The sequence below is a fragment of the Leptospira fluminis genome, assembly GCF_004771275.1.
Lineage (GTDB): Bacteria > Spirochaetota > Leptospiria > Leptospirales > Leptospiraceae > Leptospira_B > Leptospira_B fluminis.
On sequence record NZ_RQEV01000018.1, the window covers coordinates 92974 to 111408 of the forward strand.

Consider the following 18435-nt stretch of genomic DNA (forward strand, 5'->3'; position numbering starts at 1 on the left):
TTATTTCTGTTCTCTTTGAAATTCCGAGAGAACTCCCTCTAGAATATCCAAGCCGTCGTTCAGATATTTCGAAGAAATCGTAAGCGGGGGCATGATCCTGATCACGGTGTCTCCGGTAGCGTTTACGATCAGGCCTTTTTCTAGACATTTTTCCGCTATGGGTCGGGCCGGGACGCTTACCTCTATCCCGATATGCAGACCTTTCCCTCGGACTTCCTTGATGATTTTCAGATTTTGCTGCAATTGTCTCAAGCGGCTAAAAGCGATGTCCGAGCAGGAATTCACGTTGGATAAAATATCTCTGGTCTGGATGATTCGAATCGTTTCGTAAGCGATCATGGCTCCCAGATGGTTGCCGCCGAACGTGGTTCCGTGGGTTCCTTTGGCCAAAACGCTTTCGTATTTTTCGGCGACGATCATGGCACCTATCGGAAATCCGGATCCGAGTCCTTTCGCTAAGGTCATCACGTCCGGGGAGAATCCCAGAGTTTCGAACGCGAACAAGGTTCCGGTCCTTCCGAATCCGGTTTGGATTTCGTCGAGAACCAATAGCGCTTCGTTTTCGGCGGTGAGTTCCCGGGCGAGGTTTAGGTAGCCGTGGGTTAGGGGAATGATACCGCTTTCTCCCAAGATCGGCTCCGCGATAAACGCGACCACTCTTCCCGCGTACCGTTCGAAGGCGGCGACCAATTCGTCCTCGCTGTTCGGATTCACGAATTCGATTCCGTCGAGGAGCCGACCGAAACCGGTGTGCATTTTCTTTTGACCGGTTAAACTGATTCCTGATACGGATCTACCATGGAAACTTTTTTGCAGGGAAATAATGATGGGATCCGCGATATGTTTTTGTTCCGCGTATGCCCGTACAAGTTTAAATGCTGCTTCCGTTGCCTCCGTTCCGGAGTTACAGAGAAAAACTTTACCCGGAAAGGAATTTTGGATTAGGATTTCGGCTAACTTCGTCGCTTCCTCCGAATAGAACCAATTCGAGGTATGCATGAGCTTATCGATCTGCAGACGAATCGCTTCGATGATGTCGGGATCGCTATGTCCTAGATTGGTCACGGCGACACCGCTTAGGAAGTCGATGTACTGTTTGTTGTTCTGGTCGAAAAGTAGTTCGTTCACTCCGTATCGAAACGCGATCGGATACCGGTTGACCAGGTCGAGAACGTACTTGTCGTTTAATTCCTTGGTTTTTTGAAAATCTGTCGCCGTTTCTTTCATGAAAGTCCTGCCAATCTTAAGAATTCGATTTCCGTTTGCTTCAATTCCTCCTGGAGACTCGCCGTCAAACCGGGGATTTCGCTTTTGTTCCGCGGAGAGGCCAGACTCTTAAACGAGGAGTAGATCTTGATTTTCGGTTCTGTGCCCGAAGGACGAAGGGTAAGTTTGGCGGATCCTTCCAATTCCAATTGGATGACGTCGGAAGAAGGGAGTCCGGAAAATGCGGACTTGGATGAGGAACCTTTAGCGATCTTGTTTTTGAAATCCAGCAAACCCAAAACCTTACGTTTTCCTATTGTCTTTCCGACCAAATCCCTGTCTCTTAATAACTGAAGGGAATCCTGAATTTTCTTTTTTCCGGCCAGTCCTTCCAGATTCAGGGATTTTAAACTTTCTTGGTAGAGTCCGTATTTCAGATAGATTTCTTCCATATAATCGTTCAGATCCTTTTTTTCCGCTAGGACTTCCAGTAAGAGGAGGGCGGAAGAAAGACTGTCCTTATCCCGTACGAAATGTACGGGGAGATACCCGTAGGATTCCTCTCCGCCGAAGAGAAAATACTGGGTCTTGCTTGCGTCCAGTTTGCCCATCACTTCCGCTATGTATTTGAATCCTGTCAGAACGTTCTTCAGTGCGATTTTGTTTTTTTTCGCGATTTCGGATTGCAAATCGGTGGTAACGATCGTCTTTACTAAGACCGGTTTCTTTCCTTTCTTCTTTTTAGAGGAAACTTTTTCGGAGAGGTAGGCGGCAAGGATGGAGCCGATTTGATTTCCGTTCAGAAGCGTATAGGTTCCTGCGGAATTGCGGACTCCGATTCCCAGTCGATCCGCATCGGGATCCGTGGCGATGAAAGCCTGGGCCCCCGATTTCTCCGATAATTTCCTGCTCATCTCCAGGGCTTCCGGTTCCTCCGGATTCGGATATTTTACCGTCGGAAATTCTCCGTCCGGATCTTTTTGTTCCGGTACCAGGGTCACTTGTTTGTATCCGAAGGAATGTAACAAAGCCTTCATGTATTTCCCGCCCGTACCGTGCAGAGGAGAGTAGACCAATTTCAAAGAGGCCCTTTCTTTTGCGGTGACCAGATCGGATTGGATTCCCGCTTTTTTCAATTCCTTGAGATAGGATGCAAAGCAGGCGGGCTCGACCTTTTTTACGAATTTCTTATATTGAGGATCCTTTGCGGAAAGAATCCTTACTTCTTTCCAGTCCTCTATCGCCTCGATTAAACCTATGATTTTCTTATCGTCGGGCGGAACCAACTGTTCTCCCTTGGAGAGATAGGCTTTGAACCCGTTATACTCCGGCGGATTATGGGAGGCCGTCAAAACGACTCCGCCCGTAGCCTTATAGTAGCGGACCGCGTAAGAAAGTAAGGGGGTGGGCGCCACCTCCGGAAAGAGATGTACTTTGATTCCGAAAGAAGCCGCGATTCCCGCAGTTACTTCCGCGAATTCTCGGGATCTTCTACGCGAATCGTAGGCGATGACCAAACTCGGTTTTTTGGATTTTTTGACCAGATATCTGGCAAAGCCCAAAGCGGCACGACCTACGGTATACTCGTTCATCCGGCCGATTCCGTTTCCGATCCTTCCCCGGATTCCGCCTGTGCCGAATTCCAAGGGAACGGTAAAGGATTCGATTTCTAGTCCCTTTTCTCCCTTTTTGAATTTTTCCAGAACTGAGACCGCTTCCTTCCGCGCAGCGGGCGAAAACGGTTCTTCCGTCCAGGCTTCGATATAAGCGATTTCACGATTCATCAATTGTATCCTTTCTAGTCTATTTTCATAAAAATCTGGTTTCCCCCTGGTTCAACCCGTTTTTTGGGCCGATTCTATAAGTATGGAATCAACCGAATTTTCGAGAGAGCAACATAGGGAGTTGGATTCTCTCCGCGCAGTGCTCAGGAATATAGGGGTCGTTCTTTTTCTACTTTCCGGAGCTTTGGCTTTCGGAACCTTATTTACGGAAGGTTCCGGAAGAGTCGTCGTATCCGCAAGTATCGCGGTATTGACTTTTATCCTAGGCATACTGTCCTACAGCGCCTCCGTTTCGTTTCGCAGGACTTTAGCGTTGGAGGGGAAGGATCCGGAACAATTGTTGTACGCTCTCAAGGACCTGCGCCTTTTTTTGCTCTGGTTCGGTTGGATCATCGTCGGTCTTTTCTTATTTTCATTTTTCGGGGCCTTTGCCATTCTTCTTTCTTAAAGGGGAGATTCTTAAGGCAAAATGCTCCGGGATTTTTTTATCGAAGATAGGTTGGAGAGATTCCGAACCTCCGCCTTCTGCAATTTGGGAGAGAGCGGAATTCGAAACCAGAATCTTTCCGAGCTTTCCTCCTATCTAGGATTGGATCTGAGGGAGTTAGGCGGGCTTTCCCTTGCGGACTCCCCCAACAGCGGTCGACCGGACTTGAGAGAAGAAATCGCTTCCTTGTATCCGGGAGCGTCCGCCGATCAAGTTTTGGTGACTACCGGTACGGGGGAAGCCTTGTTTTTAGCGTTCTCCCTTTTGTTGGAAAAAGGGGATATGCTTTCCCTATTTTGGCCCGCCTTCCAAGCATTATATGAAGTTCCTCTCTTTCGGGGGGCAAGATTGAATCCGGTTTCCCTTCTGGATCGGATGGAGACGGGAGAATTCGGATTCGGAGAAAAAAATCTGAGGAACCTCTTCGAGGAGAAACCGAAGTTGGTCGTACTCAACCATCCCCACAATCCTTCCGGAATGTCCACTACGAGAACCGATCGGGAAGTTCTGCAAAAACTCCTGCAAGACTTCCAAGAAACTTGGGTTTTGTTCGACGAACACTATCGCTTTTTGGACGGAGATTCGGAGTTGGGTTGGACAGGATTCGGTCTATCGGAGCGGTCTCTAGTTACCGGATCCGTTACGAAGTGCTTCGGAGTGATGGGATTACGGATCGGTTGGCTTGTCGGTCCGAAAGATTTCATCGCGAAGGCAAGATCCATGAAGGATTATCTCACTCACACGGTTTCTCCCATCTCGGAATTTCTGACCTTGGCTTTGTTAAGAAAAAGGAATGCGATGCAGGCTTCGATCCGAAAAAATCTGAAAACCAATATTACCCTTTTTTCCGGGAGCGTTTCCGATTTGGCAGGGATCGATTTTTTTCGAGCTCCCGAAGGAGGGATCGTAGGATTTCCGAAATTGGATCCGAGACTTTCTTCCGGTTCGTACGCGGATCTTCTTTGGAACCAAGCAGGAATCTTCGTCCTCCCGGGCTCGGATTTCGAAACGGAAGGCTATATCCGAGTAGGCTTCGGGGAAACTCCGGAGAGATTTCGAGATGGATTGGATCGCTGGAGTGCCATAGGATCCGAGACGATCGCGCGTTTGTACAAATAAGCTTCGGTAAGACCGGATCGGGGAAATTCCGGCAAGAGACGGAGGTTTTCTTTTCCGAAAAAGAAATGGGGAGCGGAAAGATCGGCGCGGGTTTCAGGACCTTGGCTTGCCGGTTTCCAGCTCCAGGAAAGATCCCGGATCCGGATCGTGAGTACCTGGCCTTGGATCGTCCAATCGGTTTCTCCGTTGCGAAACGGAAGTCCGATCCGGAGTCTCGGATCTTCTTCTCGTAAGGTGCTCGGATGGATCCATACTCCTAGGGGAAATAGACGCAAATCTTCCGGATCTACGTTCTCTTGCGAATGATGTCCGTAGACCCATATTTCGGATCTTCGAACGATATTAGGACTGGAAAAGAAATCCTCATACAGATTGCCGAGCTGGTGACTGAGCACTCTCATCGAATAGATCCTCACTTTCCATTTTCCGGGGGGGCCGAAAGGAAGAACGGACGCGGGCAAGCAATCTTGGAAGGTGGAACGTGGAATTTCACATTCCCAAACGACCAGTGGAGAGAGGGTTAAAGTGGAAATCTGGGGAAACCAAATTTCCCAAAAGTACGGTCTGCTTCGGAAAAGAGGTTTTCGTTTCCGGCTTGGCGGTTTTGCAATTTCGGCTTCTTCTCCCGACGGAGAAAAAGCTCTGGAGATAGGATCCAAATCGGAAGGTTTGGTTTTGCCGAATAAGATTCTGCTCAAGAACCAAGGGGCCGCCCTCCGGACGGTCCGTGTCCTGATGATTCGTTTCGCATTCGGAAATACCTTTTCTTCTTGTGTTTCCCAATAGGAAAACGGGGGAGAGTTTTCCATCCACTCGGGTCGGTCGGATTTTTGTGAGGAACCGATCGGAACCGTATTTTCGGAAATCGTGCTCTCGGATCTGTAAGTTTCGATTTTTTTATGGAGTCTGATGGATCCCGCACGAAATTTGGTTTTGATTATAAAGAAGATCCGCTCCAGGTTAGAGAGAAATTTCTGGCTCAGGCCGGAAATGGAATTCATGCGGAAAAGGATATCCGAGATCGTTTTTCCGGCAAGCTTTAGTTCGATACGGAAGATCCGAAAGATACCTAGAAATAGAATGAAGGATGGCTTATGGGAAGGGCAGCGTTCGAGAATGAGGAATTTTTACATTCCGTGGATGCGTTTCATCTCCGCGTTTTGGCGGAGATCAATTATCCGCAGGCATTGTTTCGCGATGCGAAAATCAAGGATACGATCTGTATTTTCGGATCCGCTCGTATCTTAAGCGGAGAGGAATTTTCAGCCCGAGAAAAACTAAAAAACAAGCTGACTCCCAAGGAATTGAAGCTCCATGAAAAACAGGGGGAGCTTGTACGTTACTATGAAGAAGCGAGGGAGACTGCTCGACTTATCACTCTTTGGGGGAAGGAAATTTCTTCCGACGTCCGTAGGATGGCAGTATGTACCGGCGGCGGACCAGGAATTATGGAAGCTGCCAACCGAGGGGCGATGGAGGGAGGGGGACCCAGCCTTGGGCTAAACATCCGTCTTCCTTTCGAACAGACGATCAACGCGTTTGCGGATCCGAAGATCAGTATAGAATTCCATTATTTCTTTATGAGGAAACTCTGGTTCCTTCGCCTTTCCAAGGGAATCGTAGTCTTTCCGGGAGGATTCGGGACAGTAGACGAACTTTTTGAAACCTTGACTCTGATCCAAACCGGCAGAAACAACCTAAGAATTCCGGTGATTCTGTATGGGCGGGAATATTGGGATAAGGTGTTTCACATAGAGCCCATGAAGGAATACGGTCTGATCGATCCGGACGACGTTTCTCTAATCACGTACTGCGATCACCCTGCCGACGTGCTGGAAGTTCTGAAACGGAAGGTTCCCTTTGACGATTGAGCTTTCCGGCTTCCTCCGTACGGATGTTGACGAAAATGAATCGACTTGTATCCTTTTCTTGACAGCTTCCTCTTACGGAAAATTATGGTCGCAATATGGCCAGAAAGTGTGTCGTGACAGGGAAAGGAACGATAGCCGGGAACAACGTATCCCACTCTCACCTGAAAACCCGTAGAACTTGGAAAATCAATCTCATCAAAAAGAGGATTTTTTTGGAGGACGAAAACCGCTGGGTGACCGTACGTATTTCTACCCGCGCGCTTCGCACTCTTCGTAAAAAAGGAATCAAGGCCGCAATCAAAGATAACGGCGGTTCTCTGCAAGCTCTTGCCCCCAAAAAACACGTCGGAATCCAAAAACAGGCAACCAAAGCCTGAGTTTGTCCCCACACCTCAGTATATTTCCCGGATGCACTCCCTCTTGCAGGGAGAATTCGGGGATGTCCGTTCTCCGTTAGAATACCAAAAAGATTACGAATTTGCGATTTCGGTGATTCTATCCGCGCAATGCACGGATGCAAGGGTCAACGAAGTAACTCCTCGGTTATTTTCCGCTTTTCCCACGTTAGAATCGATCGCTAACGCTCCTTCGGAACGTATCGAAGAGATCATCTACCCGACGGGTTTTTATAAAAATAAGGCAAAGTCTATTCTGGGATTTGCCAATCGACTCCTAAACGAAACCAAGGGAGTGCTTCCCAAATCCATTTCCGAGCTGATCCGTTTTCCGGGAATCGGTAGAAAAACCGCGAATGTGGTACTCAACGAGCTCTACGGAATTTCGGAAGGGTTTGTGGTGGATACTCACGTAAAACGGGTTTCTCGGAAACTAGGACTGACTGCGGAAACGGATCCGGTAAAAGTGGAAAAGGATCTCATGAAAATCGTTCCGGCCCGGTTTTGGATGGATCTTTCCTTGTATTTTATCTTTTTGGGTCGACGATACTGCAAAGCGCATCGAACGTTTTGCGAGGAGTGCGTTCTCGGAGAGATTTGTCCTTCCAGCGATCGGGTCCGGCGAAAAACCGACCCTAGGAGTGTAAAATGAATTTGGAAGTTTTTTTGGACCAAAAACTGGAAGGGATGGAACTCAGCACACAACATATCGTGATGTCCCGGGATTTAAACCAGCATGGATTTCTATTCGGAGGTCAGATGTTGGCCTGGATAGACGAGGGTTGTGCCATGTATGTTATGGAAAAAATCCGTTATTCGAATATCGTTACGGTCAGCATGGATGACGTGGTATTTAAAAGTCCCGGTTTGTCCGGAGATATCATTCAGATTTTTTCCAAGATAGAAAAGATCGGGAAAAGCTCGATTACGATCCGTAACGCTTCCATTTCCAAAAGTCAAAAACGTAAGGAAGTCCGCGAAATCATCGATTGCAGGATCACTTACGTTTGTCTGGACGATTCGGGTAAGCCTTTTCCGTACTTTACCCAATTCGATTCCCACAAACTTCTTTCCCACTGAAACATGTCTTCTAAGTTTCCAGTTTCCCCGGAAAAGGATGCCGCGCTTTCGGCGAGAATGGATTCATTAGGAATTTCGGAATCCGATCTGGAAGAGGCTTTCGTCAGGAGCGGAGGGAAGGGCGGCCAGAACGTTAATAAAGTATCCACAGCCGTACGTCTTTTTCATAAACCCACGGGTACGGAAGTGAAATGTTCCGTACATAGAACGCAAGGGTTAAATCGTTACAAAGCCAGAATTTTGTTATGCGAACGAGTGGAGGAGGAAAAAAGAAACTTGGCCAAAATAGAGGACCCGGAGCACGCCAAAATTCGAAAAGCGAAGGCGGACCGAGCCAGGCGAGCAAAGCGGAAGGCGGCTTCCAAATCCGCATCTAGCGCGCTTAGACGGGAAAAAAATCCGGGAGAGGACTGGAAAGAGGAGTACGGGGAGGATTGGGAAGTCCAATAAGAAAGGATCCATGGCCGAAGTCTTAAATCACAACCTAATCGTGGAAAAATTGAAGAACCTTACCGGTTCTCCCGGATGCTATCTCTGGAAGAACGGTGAAGGGGAGATCATCTACGTAGGAAAGGCCAAAAACCTGGATAAGCGGATCCGCAGTTATTTGAAAGAAAATCATACGGATTTAAAGACCCGCTTTCTTCGGAACGAAATCGCGGATTTGGATTGGATCGCCACATCCACGGAAAAAGAGGCTCTCATCCTGGAAGCCACTTTGATTAAGAAGCATACTCCCAGATATAACGTCCGTTTAAAGGACGATAAAAAATATCCGTACATCTGCGTTTCCCTTTCAGAGCCTTATCCCATGGTATCCGTGACCAGGAAGTTGAAAGATAACGGAGACCGCTACTTCGGCCCTTATACGGACGTAAAGACGACCAGAGAAACGCTGGACGTGGTGCTTAGGATCTTTCCCATCCGGAAAACGAAACAGGTCTTGCCATTGCCCAAGCCCCGCAGACCCTGCTTGAATTTCCAAATGAAGCGCTGTCTCGGTCCCTGCCAGGGAAACATCCCCGTAGAGGAATACAAATTAGTGGTGGACCAGGTTATCCAATTCTTGGAGGGAAAAAAGGACGGCCTCGTGTCCGAACTTACCCGACGGATGGACGAGTTTTCCGCAAAATTGGAATACGAAATTGCGGGTCGTTACAGGGACATGCTTCTGAAGCTCCAATCCTTCCGCCAAAAGCAAACGGTAGTCAGTCTGGACGGCGGAGACGAAGACGTAATCGCTTTCGCCAAAAAGGAGGACGAGGGACAGGTCGTGTTGATGGAAGTTCGGGGAGGGCGTTTGGAGTCCAAGAAATCCTTTCCGATCCAAGGGATGGCGAACTCCTCGGAAGACGAGATCCTTTCCTCTTTCTTCCGCGATTATTATATGAGCGCCGCCCTAGTCCCTTCGCATATCGTCGTTCCTTCCGCCCTAAAGGACGAGGCGGAAACCGTTCTGGATTTTCTGCAGGAAAAGACCGGCTTTCGCCCTAAATTGCGTTTTCCTAAAGCGGGTGAAAAGAAATCCCTTTTGAAAATAGCGGAAAAAAACGCAGAGCTAGGCCTGACGGAACGTTTACTTGCGACGCAATACCGGGATCAAACCGCGGCTTTGAAGGAAATCCAAGAGATGTTCCAGCTGAAGGAGCCGCCTCATATCATCGAGTGTTATGACATTTCCCATTTCCAAGGATCCTTCCCCGTCGCCAGCGGGGTCATCTTTGTGGAAGGAAAACCCTTTAAGCAAGGATATAGAAAGTACAATATCCGAGGATACGAAGGGATCAACGACCCCGGGATGATGCACGAAGCGATTTCTCGTCGTCTCCAGAGAATCCTGAACGAAGACGGGATTCTACCCGATCTCGTCGTAATCGACGGAGGCCCGACGCAACTAGGCAAAGCTTGCGAGGCTGCGGTGGAAGCGGGAGTGCCGGATCTTCCTATGGTAGGTCTCGCTAAAAAGAGGGAGGAAATCTATTTTCCGGGACAATCCGAACCCTATACCTTCGACATGAATTCTCCGGGAATGAAATTGCTACGTCATGTCCGCGACGAGGCGCATAGATTCGGAGTAGAACACCATCGCACCAGACGGAATCGGGAGGCTCTGCGGAGTCTGATCGAAGATGTTCCCGATATCGGTTTAAAAAGGAGCAAGTTATTGCTCCGTTCGTTTACGGGGCAAAAAAGAATCGAGGAAGCCACCGTAGAGGAATTGAAGAAGGTTCCCGGAATCGGAGAGGCACTTGCGGAAAAAATTTTCCGTCATTTTCATTCGGAAACCGTTCCGACCGAATCGGAGTGACTTTTTAAAATTTTTCGTTCCTAAGATCGCATTCTTCTCACCTGCCGATCCAAGCAGGTGGAAAGAATGCAAAAAAGAATCATCCGTATTTTCTCGAGCTCCTTTCGGTTCTGGCTCGTCGCCCTTCCTTTCCTTTATTGCAAGATCTCCGAAAAGGAACGGCTTTGGTTCGAACTTCCCGTTCAGAATCCTTTCCATTTCGATTACGATCCGGAGCTGAGAGAAAACCCGAAAAGCCTATCCGTTCGGATCGTACCCTTAGATTCTAAAACCTGTTTGCAATCTGGAGAAGTTCCCGGATTTGCGATCACGTTTTGTCTGTCGGATGAAGATCGGTCCGCAAGCAACACTTGGGAAAATTCGATCGAAGCGTGGAAGCGACGGGAGATGTCCGCGGAACGGACGGTTTATGACTCCGTAGATCGGAACGTTTCCGCGAGCATAGGAATGCTTCCAATCAACGAAATCCGAAAGAGGATCTCGAAGAGTGGATTCGGAATTTTAGGAAGCGGCGAATTCAAAAAAAATTCCTCGGACGGCGCGTTTTGGGATAGGAGAAGATACGTTAGAAAATTCCACGAACCTGGCTTCAGTCTTTTCCGTTTGGAGGGAAACGAATGGTTATGGGTATTTCCTCCAAGCGAGTCTTCCGGGACGTATCTTACTCTTAAGATCCTACTCCCGCCCGGGTTGGATTCCGACTGGGCGAGTCGTTTGGGATCCGTCGCTTCTACGAACGAAAGAATTCTCGCGAATTGTAAAGCGGATTTGCCGGAGATTTCCGAGATTTTCGGAGAGACCGAATCCGTATCCGGAAGGTGGATCGAACTTCATAATCCTTATCCCTATCCGATATGCGAATCGGGATTGGAATTCGTACTATTCGGCAATCGGGTTTCTCTTCCTACCTCCGTCGGATTTTTCGCTCCCGGCGAATCCAAGGTCTATGCGGAAGAATCGTCTATTCTGGAAAAAATTCCTTTAACGGGAATCCGCTGGGGAGACTTGAAACGAAGCGGGACCTTACAGCTCGTAAAAGAAGGAAACGTTTCCGAGCGAGCCCTTCCGGGTGGAGGGTATCGTTTCGGAGAAGAATCGTACTCCTGGAAGAGGAACGGTTTTTCGGACTGCGTCTCCACGGAGCGAACGATTTTTTTACCCGAGTCCTATTGTATGGATCCGGGAAGACCGAGCGAAGGATTCGCTTCCGGCGATCGGAAAGTCGATCTCTGCGACGCGAGAGAGTTTCGAATAGAGGAAATTAATTTTCTGGGAGCTTATCGTGACGGGAAGTTGCGTTCGGATTATAAATTTATAGACTTAGAATATACGGGCCTTTCGAAATGCGACCCTTCCGATCTAGAGCTTTCTTTCGGCTCCACGAATTTACCGATCTCCGCGCGAGGCATTTTGCAACCACCGGGGACGATTTTGACCGTAGGTGCCCTTCCTTTCCTGTTCGGGAGACTTGAGCTTTCTTACCGAAATCTTTCGAACTTAAAAGGGACTGATTCGGTACGGATCAGAAACAGGATCTCAGGAAACGAAAAAAATCTTTGGAACGGGGAGTTTAGAGGACCGGAGTTGGTGTATGATCGCGTGGCCCTCGAAATTCCGGGAATTGCGACCTCTTCCCTTTTGGTCAGGGAGGAAAAGGTATACATACCGAAATCGGAACTTCCTCCGGACGGACTCCATCTTAGCCATCGATTCTTTCCAGGAAGGAAAACCGAATTCGGCTTTTCCGGATCGGCAGCGCTTTCGGAAGTTTCTTGGGCCGGTTCTTATAGAGGAAACGAACCTATATCCGCCGACCGTTTTTTGGAAGTTTGGTCGGATGACCCTGGGATTTCCTCCGCCGTATTGCAGATTCAAACGAGTGGAGGAGGAAATTCGAATGTTCTTTTCCCTTTGGAGAAAGGTTGGTCTCTTTTATCCTCCGGAAAACTGACCTGCTTTCCGAATTCGGTTTCTTGGACGGAGTCGAACTTTTCTCTTCCACAAACGGGCGGGAATGTGCTCCGTCTTTTAGATCCGATCCGTGGAGCGGTTTGGGGAGAGTTTCGGTATACATCCGCAGGTCCTGGAAAAAACGACACTAGAGGAAAAATCAGAAGATCCGCCTTTTTTCTTTCGGAACAAGGCGGAATCGGAATTTGGAAAGATTCGGATTTGCCTAATTTTCCCGGAAGATCGGAAGCCTGCGAAGGAACGCATGCCAGTCCGGGAGCACCGAATGTCTTTCCCGGCGAGGCCGGATGAAAGTCCGCTTCCTAGTATTCCTTTACCTGATCTGCCCATCAATTCTCGTCGCCGAAGTCGTATCGGACGAAGCCAGGATCAGAATCAGCACGTTCGGATTTAAGACCCAAGGCAAAAGAAATACTCTCGAAAAAAATCAGACCCAGACAGAACGGTTCGGCGGAATCGCTCTGCCGTTCTGGATCCAGTTTCGAGCCGGTACCGAAAGAGAAGACTGGAAGGCAAATCTGGAGTTGGACGCCGTCTCTACTGGAGAAGATAAACTTAGGATCCTTCCCGGAAAAGAAGCGTATCTCGCATTGTATTCGAAGGGACTTTATTGGGGATTCGGTAGAAAATCTGACCCGAATTCTCTTCCAGGTTGGTTCCATTGGAATGACGGTGTAGAAGGTTTCTTTGTGGAAACGAAGAGATCCGAACGTTATCGAATCCGTTTCGACGCGCTGGACTTCTACCGCGGATTTCCGTTGGCGGAGAACAGATGGCTTATCTGGCAAGGGAAAGATTCGTATTTACCAGCTTCCGCCAGGAAAGAATTAGGAACAGTATCGCAGAGTAGCGAGTCTCTTTCGCAAACGAAACTCAGATACAGAACCGGAATAGGATTATGGGGAAAGGAAAATTCGGGAGTATTTTATAATTTACAAATTCGTTATTTATCTTTAGGAAACTGGGGAAGATTCGGAGAAGAAACATCGGAAGCTAGAGCTTTTTCTTCGTTAGGAGATAAGGATTATCTTTCTCATATGAAAGCCGGCCTAGGTTATTTCCTGGAATCTTTTTATGTTTTAGGGGAAGGCTTGGCGTCACGGGGTCTGGACAAAACGGCTACACATCCCCAGAGAGCGCAAAAGAGCCTTCCGATCAGCGGGGAGGCGCTACGAATAGAGACAGGTGTTTTCGGGATCGGATGGTGCGTTTCTTTGTACGGTTTTCTCCCGAACGGGGACCGTAGGAGTAAAAACGGAGAGATACTGGAATTGGGGTTCGTAGGAATGGGCACTTCTCCTCTACCGAATCCTCTCTTAAATCAGGTATGGGGTTGGGTGCCGGGAGCTTGGATTACGGGCGCAGGGCTGGAAAAGGATTCCACCTGGATTCCGAGCAAACGACCGTCAGGAATCTTCGGGACCCAAGGATCTTTCAAATTCGGAAACCTGCGTTTGGAGGTCCGATCCAGCTATATCCAATTTCTATCCGATAGAGGGGCATCGAGCGGAGCATGGTCGATTTCTCCGAAAGGTTTTTCCAATTCGTTTATTAGAGAAGGAGGGTTCACGATCGGATGGGCTAAGAGAGAAGGGAATATTCCGGACCTTCAATTGGATCTGGGAGGGATCGAATCCGATCGTAATACGGGAATCAAACAATGGTATTTACTCTTTAAATTCGGTTGGGAGTTTTCATGCGTTCCAAAGTAATTCTAGTTTCTTTAATTTCCTTCGGATGCGCGTATTCCGAAACCGATCCCGCTTTTTTGGGGGAGTTTCTGGACAGCGATTTTCCAAAGGCGTTCTTTTCCTTTCCGGGAAGGTTTACGCCGGTTGGAAAAAAGCGAACGGTAAGAGACGAGATATTAAGGTTGATCCGAAATTCTAAGAAATCGGTTTATTTTCACGTATATTCTTTCGAGGATTCCGAGATCGAGACGGAAATTTCCTTTGCGATAAAAAGAGGGGTAAGAACGGAAGTTTTAGGAGAATTCGGAAAATCCTATCCTGATTCCTTCTCCCCTTTTTTACGTTATTGGAAAGGAACGGGATTGCAACATACAAAGGTGCTCGTCGTGGACGAGAAAGTGGTATTTGTCGGAACCGGAAATTTCACCCATTACGGTTTGGAAAGGGATCATAACGGATACATAGAATTCGTTTTGAAGGATTCGGAAAAGGATTCTTTTTTCTCATTTTTACGGGAAGAATATCCGTTTCCGAAACTACGCTTGGGCCCTTTGGAATTCAGAAATTCTCCCGGGCAAGGAAAGCTGATCCAATTCCTTCTTACGGAATCCGTCCGAAAGGCTAGAGATAAGATAGAGGTTCTGATTTTCGATCATTACGACTCCGTCTTAAGTTCCGAATTTTCGGGATTCGATCGAAGAGGCGGACGTTTGGATATGGTTAACGATCGTCCCGCCGATCCGGAAGCGTTTCATTTGGCAAGATTACCGAACGCAAATGTATGGGAAGACGGAAATGAGGACCGTCTAGACGACGCAAGTTTCGGAAAAGGCGGGCTGCTGCATCATAAAACCATGTTGATCGACTCTTCTATACTTCTTACCGGATCCTATAATTATTCAGTCAGCGCCCGAGATTCCAATCGGGAGATTCTCATTAGGACGGAAGATCCACACTTGGTTTCGGAATTTCAAAAAGAGGAGATCCGCATACGGAACTTCGGCCTTCCTCTGCTTCCTATCGAAAAATCTACGGACGTCCGACTCCGGAGCGTGGATCAAACTCGGATCTGCGTTCTCGACTCGGATGGAGCCGAACTTTTCGGGGATCTTGGGAGCGGTTTTTTTCGATGGAAACCGTATTATAAATTTAAGATCGGACAAGTCTGTAAGGAATGGAAGGATTTCGAGGATGTCAGCGTCCGTTTATTCGGTGGAAAGTCGGAATTTCCAGCCGAGTCCTCCGATTTTCTACCGTTTACGATCTCGGACCGTGCAGGGAATGTCTTGTTTTCGAAATCCGGTTCGCTTTTAGGGGAGGAATTTCTTTCGCTTTTAGCGAAGCCGATCTTGTTTTTGCGTCCCGGGTCTTTTGCGGAAAACGATTTTAGCTGGTCTTGGGAAGATTCCGACAGAGATTTGCTAAAAAAACTTTCTCTTCCTTCCTTACCGAGGTCCGCGTGGATTCTTTCCAGAGGAAAATTACCCGTCAAGAGCATGGTCCTGCCCCACGGGACTTCGTTTCGGACGCTCGATTCAATTCCGGCTAACGCAGTCGTACTGTTAGATTCCGGAAATTTCGCACTTCTGTTCTGCACAAAATCGGAAACTTCTAAACTGACCTGGATGGAAGAGCTGGCCGCATCGGCGTATGAGATTTCCCGCCCGGCTTCCGTTCCCAACGAATTTCTCCCGTGGATCGAGCGTTCCGACGAAAAATTTTTTGCCGATTTCAACCGACCGTTTTTAAGTAGAAACGGTCTTTGTGTTTCCGGAATCCGATAGCGAAGTTTCCATTCTAACAAAGGTACCGAGTATGAGCCAGAACAGGATGACCACTTCGTCATCCTGGAAATAACATTGAAACAATCCTGAGACGAAAAATCCGAAGATTCCGTAATACAGAATTAGATTTTCGAAGGGTTGTTTGGAAGAGAGCAGGGAATATCCGAAAATTCCGGCAATGCCTAAATACAAAAGCAAGGCGGGAAGTCCGAAAACGGCCGCGAAATGGAAATAATCGTTATGAGCGTGCCCACGTTGGGTAACTTCGTAAAAGTAAGAAAGTTCCGGATATTTCTCGGAGTGCTCTTTTCGAACGATGTCTATGGATCGATTGTAATTTCCCGGACCTACCCCTATCCAAGGATGTTCTTGAACCAAAGGAAAAGTGGAATCCCAGATAAAAGTTCTACCGGAATCGGTATGCTTCTCTTTTCCGAAAATCGGACCGAGGACTTTTTTCCCCGCTGGACTCAACGCGAGACCCAGGCCTAAAATAGCGGCCAAAAGAAAAAAGGCGATTCCTCCCTTGACGAGGTAAGAATTCGGCAATTCCTTTCGGATCCAGAACAAGTGGATGGTCGCGATTAGAATGGAAACGGAAGCCCCGATCAGGCTGGAGCGGGCCTGGTTCAGCAGTAGGACAAAGACGTAAAGCGCAAGTAGAATTCCACTCTGCAACAGACGCTTCCTATCGGAATACTCTAGATCCTTGAGACACCGAAATACGGCAAATCCCGAAAAAAATTGGAGCAAACCTCCGAAGGTCAAATGGGTGTTCATGAGACCTATCGTAACGTACATAGGGATCTTTGCGAACGACCCTAAAGGATGAGTATATTTATAAGCGGTGGAATCCCTATAAAGATCGGTGACCAGACGGGACAAACGAACAGGAGAAAAACCTCCGGCGACGCCGGTCACAATCAAAACTAGAAATAAGAGGAACATTCCGTTCCGGACCTTTGGTAGGTCCTCTTCCCGCAAAAACCAAACCGTTAAAAAGCCGAAAAACAGGAAGAAGTCCTTTAATTCGCTATCGAAGGCTCTTTTCGGATATCCGAAGTCTTGGCCCGAAAGCAGATGCAGGAAAAAGTCCGAAAAATACCATAAAAAGAGCAGGAGGGATGCGTAGAAAAGCGGGTGGTGCGGAAACCATCCGGAAAGCGGCCGATTCCGAACCGTATCCGAAAACCCGAAGCCGAAGGAAAGTACTAGAAAGGCTTGGCTGAGACTTACGGAAATTCCGATCGTAAAAAACGTGGCGAGCAGGCAGAATAGATGTGCCTTACTTAAAAAACCTTTCATGAGAAAAAACGTCCGTTACAGATTGCCAATTCCCGAATCCCTGTAAATTCGATTATTTTTCCCGACATAAAGTAGAATGGAGTGGAAAAATCCCCGATTGCAAAGAGATTGGTTCCCCGTCAGGACTACAATGAAGATCCTCTATTTTTCGGATACATTTCTTCCCAAAATCGACGGAGTAGCGATTTCCATGAAAAATTTCGCGGAATTGCTTGCAGAAAGAGGACATGAGTTCGTGGTCTGCTGCCCAAGGTACGGAGAAGGCGACTTCGATCAGATGGGAGAAAAGATCCGGATCGAAAGATTTCGCAGCGGATATTTGCCCAGTTATCCGGACATAAAAGTGGTCCTTCCTTCTCCCGCAAAGATCAAACGGATCATCAAGGAATTCCAGCCGGATTTGGTGCACATCCATACTCCAGGTCTTTTGGGACTATACGGAATCAACGCGACCGAACGGTACGGTATTCCTAGTATCGGAACCTATCATACTCTTATGTCCGAGCAGGATATGTATCTTTCCCTGTACAGGCTTCTCAAGCTGGATAAACTTTTCATGAAGGTAGGGAAGTTAAATAAAAAGCTGCGGATCAAGGATTTGATAAAATTCGAGAAATTCGACAGATTCAATATCCGCAAAAAAATCATTCTAAAGATCACGAACAATCTGTACGATCGCTGCGATCTCATTATCTCTCCTTCCCATCTGATTAAAAAACAATTAGAGGAATTCGGACTCAAAAAACCCGTGGCTGTGATTTCCAACGGATTGGACTTGTCCCAGTTCAAGGGACAATCCAAAAAATTGGAAAGCGATTCTCCTAAATTATTACATGTGGGTAGGATTTCGTACGAAAAAAACTGCGATGTGATTATCAATGCCTTTAAGATCATCAAAGAACAGCTTCCCGGCGCGAGTCTGACGATTATCGGAGACGGGCCTGCCTTGGGTTCCCTGAAATTGCAGGCGGAAAAATTGGGAATCGGCGATTCCGTCATCTTTAAAGGTTTTATCGATAGGGAAAAACTTCCGGAAGAATATCCGAATTACGATCTATTTTTAACCGCCTCCACAATGGAAACCCAAGGGTTGGTGATCCTAGAGTCCATCGCTTGCGGCCTTCCTGCAGTGGGAGTGGATTCTTTTGCGATTCCGGAATTGGTTCACGATGGAAAGAACGGTTTTATCGCCAAGCCTTTCGACGTGAAAGGAATCGCGGAAAAAGCGGTCTCGATTCTAAAAGATCCGGAATTATATTCCGGTTTTTCCATCGAATCGATTCGGATCGCGCAGAGCCACGAAATCAGAGCTTGTGTGGATAGAATGGAAGAGGCCTACAAAGCTGTGGCGGATCAAAAGGGGAAGAAGAAAAGTAGGTCCTTATTGAATATGATCTTTTCCCTGGATCCTTTCGGGATTTTCGGATAGAAAGT

Annotated in this window: 16 protein-coding genes; 12 read left to right on the forward strand and 4 right to left on the reverse strand. The window is 47.7% G+C overall.

From position 1 onward, the window contains the following. Together EHO61_RS16865 and EHO61_RS16870 are read right to left on the reverse strand one after the other, a co-directional pair. Positions 1-1227, reverse strand: a complete 1227-nt coding sequence (locus tag EHO61_RS16865) for an aspartate aminotransferase family protein (protein ID WP_135766172.1) — start codon at positions 1225-1227, stop codon at positions 1-3. Continuing rightward, positions 1224-2990, reverse strand: a complete 1767-nt coding sequence (locus EHO61_RS16870) for a phospho-sugar mutase (protein ID WP_135814729.1) — start codon at positions 2988-2990, stop codon at positions 1224-1226. Before EHO61_RS16870 ends, EHO61_RS16865 begins: the two co-directional genes overlap by 4 nt. Before the next feature lie 82 nt (positions 2991-3072). Between EHO61_RS16870 and EHO61_RS16875 the strand changes: the two genes are divergently transcribed. Both EHO61_RS16875 and EHO61_RS16880 read left to right on the forward strand, forming a co-directional pair. Continuing rightward, complete coding sequence (locus EHO61_RS16875) at positions 3073-3438, forward strand: Rossmann-fold NAD(P)-binding domain-containing protein (protein WP_135814730.1); 366 nt, start codon at positions 3073-3075, stop codon at positions 3436-3438. A gap of 21 nt (positions 3439-3459) precedes the next feature. Beyond that, entirely contained in the window at positions 3460-4596 is a 1137-nt protein-coding gene (locus EHO61_RS16880) for a pyridoxal phosphate-dependent aminotransferase (RefSeq protein WP_135814731.1), read from the forward strand. Here the strand turns inward: EHO61_RS16880 and EHO61_RS16885 are convergent. Continuing rightward, on the reverse strand, positions 4494-5597 hold the full coding sequence (locus EHO61_RS16885) for a hypothetical protein (RefSeq protein ID WP_135814732.1): 1104 nt from the start codon (positions 5595-5597) through the stop codon (positions 4494-4496). The two genes, EHO61_RS16880 and EHO61_RS16885, sit on opposite strands and share 103 nt — an antisense overlap. A gap of 93 nt (positions 5598-5690) precedes the next feature. Here EHO61_RS16885 and EHO61_RS16890 point away from each other — a divergent pair, with 93 nt between their 5' ends. From EHO61_RS16890 to EHO61_RS16930, 9 genes are all read left to right on the forward strand, one after another. Continuing rightward, positions 5691-6467, forward strand: a complete 777-nt coding sequence (locus tag EHO61_RS16890) for an LOG family protein (RefSeq protein WP_135814733.1) — start codon at positions 5691-5693, stop codon at positions 6465-6467. A gap of 95 nt (positions 6468-6562) precedes the next feature. Then, complete coding sequence (rpmB, locus tag EHO61_RS16895; protein ID WP_135766166.1) at positions 6563-6844, forward strand: 50S ribosomal protein L28; 282 nt, start codon at positions 6563-6565, stop codon at positions 6842-6844. Beyond that, entirely contained in the window at positions 6795-7514 is a 720-nt protein-coding gene (locus EHO61_RS16900) for an endonuclease III domain-containing protein (RefSeq protein WP_135814734.1), read from the forward strand. The genes rpmB and EHO61_RS16900 overlap by 50 nt, the downstream gene beginning before the upstream one ends. A gap of 2 nt (positions 7515-7516) precedes the next feature. Next, complete coding sequence (locus tag EHO61_RS16905) at positions 7517-7942, forward strand: acyl-CoA thioesterase (protein ID WP_135766494.1); 426 nt, start codon at positions 7517-7519, stop codon at positions 7940-7942. A gap of 3 nt (positions 7943-7945) precedes the next feature. Further along, positions 7946-8392, forward strand: a complete 447-nt coding sequence (locus tag EHO61_RS16910; RefSeq protein ID WP_135814735.1) for a peptide chain release factor family protein — start codon at positions 7946-7948, stop codon at positions 8390-8392. Positions 8393-8402: 10 nt separating this feature from the next. Continuing rightward, positions 8403-10250 carry an excinuclease ABC subunit UvrC gene (gene uvrC, locus EHO61_RS16915; protein WP_135814736.1) on the forward strand — a complete coding sequence of 616 codons (1848 nt, stop codon included), beginning with the start codon at positions 8403-8405 and terminating at the stop codon, positions 10248-10250. Between the two features lie 66 nt (positions 10251-10316). Next, positions 10317-12512 carry an LIC11755 family lipoprotein gene (locus tag EHO61_RS16920; RefSeq protein WP_135814737.1) on the forward strand — a complete coding sequence of 732 codons (2196 nt, stop codon included), beginning with the start codon at positions 10317-10319 and terminating at the stop codon, positions 12510-12512. Next, on the forward strand, positions 12509-13933 hold the full coding sequence (locus tag EHO61_RS16925; protein WP_135814738.1) for an LA_2168 family protein: 1425 nt from the start codon (positions 12509-12511) through the stop codon (positions 13931-13933). Before EHO61_RS16920 ends, EHO61_RS16925 begins: the two co-directional genes overlap by 4 nt. Further along, entirely contained in the window at positions 13918-15696 is a 1779-nt protein-coding gene (locus EHO61_RS16930; protein ID WP_135814739.1) for a phospholipase D-like domain-containing protein, read from the forward strand. Before EHO61_RS16925 ends, EHO61_RS16930 begins: the two co-directional genes overlap by 16 nt. Here the strand turns inward: EHO61_RS16930 and EHO61_RS16935 are convergent. Next, a complete protein-coding gene (locus EHO61_RS16935; protein WP_135814740.1) occupies positions 15658-17001 on the reverse strand; it encodes an O-antigen ligase family protein in 1344 nt (447 codons plus the stop codon). The two genes, EHO61_RS16930 and EHO61_RS16935, sit on opposite strands and share 39 nt — an antisense overlap. Positions 17002-17131: 130 nt before the next feature. On the opposite strand from EHO61_RS16935, the gene EHO61_RS16940 reads away from it, so the two are divergent. Then, positions 17132-18430 (forward strand): glycosyltransferase, encoded by a 1299-nt coding sequence (locus EHO61_RS16940; RefSeq protein ID WP_135814741.1) that lies wholly within the window; start codon positions 17132-17134, stop codon positions 18428-18430. Positions 18431-18435 lie beyond the last annotated feature (5 nt).

Bases quoted from the DNA above. Each gene is read 5' to 3' on its own strand.
- EHO61_RS16910 (WP_135814735.1), top strand. From the start codon at position 7,946: ATGTCTTCTAAGTTTCCAGTTTCCCCGGAAAAGGATGCCGCGCTTTCG.
- EHO61_RS16870 (WP_135814729.1), bottom strand. From the start codon at position 2,990: ATGAATCGTGAAATCGCTTATATCGAAGCCTGGACGGAAGAACCGTTT.
- EHO61_RS16925 (WP_135814738.1), top strand. From the start codon at position 12,509: ATGAAAGTCCGCTTCCTAGTATTCCTTTACCTGATCTGCCCATCAATT.
- EHO61_RS16920 (WP_135814737.1), top strand. From the start codon at position 10,317: ATGCAAAAAAGAATCATCCGTATTTTCTCGAGCTCCTTTCGGTTCTGG.
- EHO61_RS16880 (WP_135814731.1), top strand. From the start codon at position 3,460: ATGCTCCGGGATTTTTTTATCGAAGATAGGTTGGAGAGATTCCGAACC.
- EHO61_RS16940 (WP_135814741.1), top strand. From the start codon at position 17,132: ATGAAGATCCTCTATTTTTCGGATACATTTCTTCCCAAAATCGACGGA.
- EHO61_RS16935 (WP_135814740.1), bottom strand. From the start codon at position 17,001: ATGAAAGGTTTTTTAAGTAAGGCACATCTATTCTGCCTGCTCGCCACG.
- EHO61_RS16865 (WP_135766172.1), bottom strand. From the start codon at position 1,227: ATGAAAGAAACGGCGACAGATTTTCAAAAAACCAAGGAATTAAACGAC.
- EHO61_RS16930 (WP_135814739.1), top strand. From the start codon at position 13,918: ATGCGTTCCAAAGTAATTCTAGTTTCTTTAATTTCCTTCGGATGCGCG.
- rpmB (WP_135766166.1), top strand. From the start codon at position 6,563: ATGGCCAGAAAGTGTGTCGTGACAGGGAAAGGAACGATAGCCGGGAAC.
- EHO61_RS16885 (WP_135814732.1), bottom strand. From the start codon at position 5,597: ATGAATTCCATTTCCGGCCTGAGCCAGAAATTTCTCTCTAACCTGGAG.
- uvrC (WP_135814736.1), top strand. From the start codon at position 8,403: ATGGCCGAAGTCTTAAATCACAACCTAATCGTGGAAAAATTGAAGAAC.
- EHO61_RS16875 (WP_135814730.1), top strand. From the start codon at position 3,073: ATGGAATCAACCGAATTTTCGAGAGAGCAACATAGGGAGTTGGATTCT.
- EHO61_RS16890 (WP_135814733.1), top strand. From the start codon at position 5,691: ATGGGAAGGGCAGCGTTCGAGAATGAGGAATTTTTACATTCCGTGGAT.